We start from the raw sequence: 458 nt of genomic DNA, 5'->3' as shown, positions 1-458 counted from the left end.
ACCCGCCGAAGTATTCGCCGAACAACTACAGTCGCTCGAACAAGGCGGTGTTGCGACGACCGGTTGAATCCGCCTTGCGACCCGCGGTCCGAATGAACCACGCAACCGGCCACATCGCCGCGGCGGGCGACGGCGTTATGCAACGCCTGGACGGCCAGCCGGGCCTGCATCCGCGAGTCGATGGAGTAGCCGACGATCCGCCCGGAAAAGACGTCCTTGATCGCGCACATGTAGAGCTTCCCATCGGCTGTCCTGTGCTCGGTGATGTCGGTCAGCCACAGCTCGTTCGGCGCGCCGGCGGTGAAGTCGCGGGCGACGAGGTCATCGTGCACCGGCGGGCCGGGTTTCTTACCGTTCTTGGCGCGCTTCTTCCCAAACACGGACCACCAGCGGTTGTCCCGGCAGATCCGCCACGCGCTGCGCTCACACATCACCTCGCCGGCGTCCTTGGCCTCGTC

Annotated in this window: 1 protein-coding gene; it reads right to left on the bottom strand. The window is 65.9% G+C overall.

Annotated features, from left to right (window positions below):
* Positions 1-458, bottom strand: a 458-nt coding sequence (locus tag ACPYN7_RS18055; protein WP_424348565.1) for a DDE-type integrase/transposase/recombinase, incomplete at both ends; no start/stop codon positions are given.

The organism is Kocuria sp. CH-021, assembly GCF_049716185.1.
GTDB lineage: Bacteria > Actinomycetota > Actinomycetes > Actinomycetales > Micrococcaceae > Kocuria > Kocuria cellulosilytica.
Note: the sequence above shows the minus strand (reverse complement) of the source record. Positions and strands in the feature narration are given on the sequence as shown.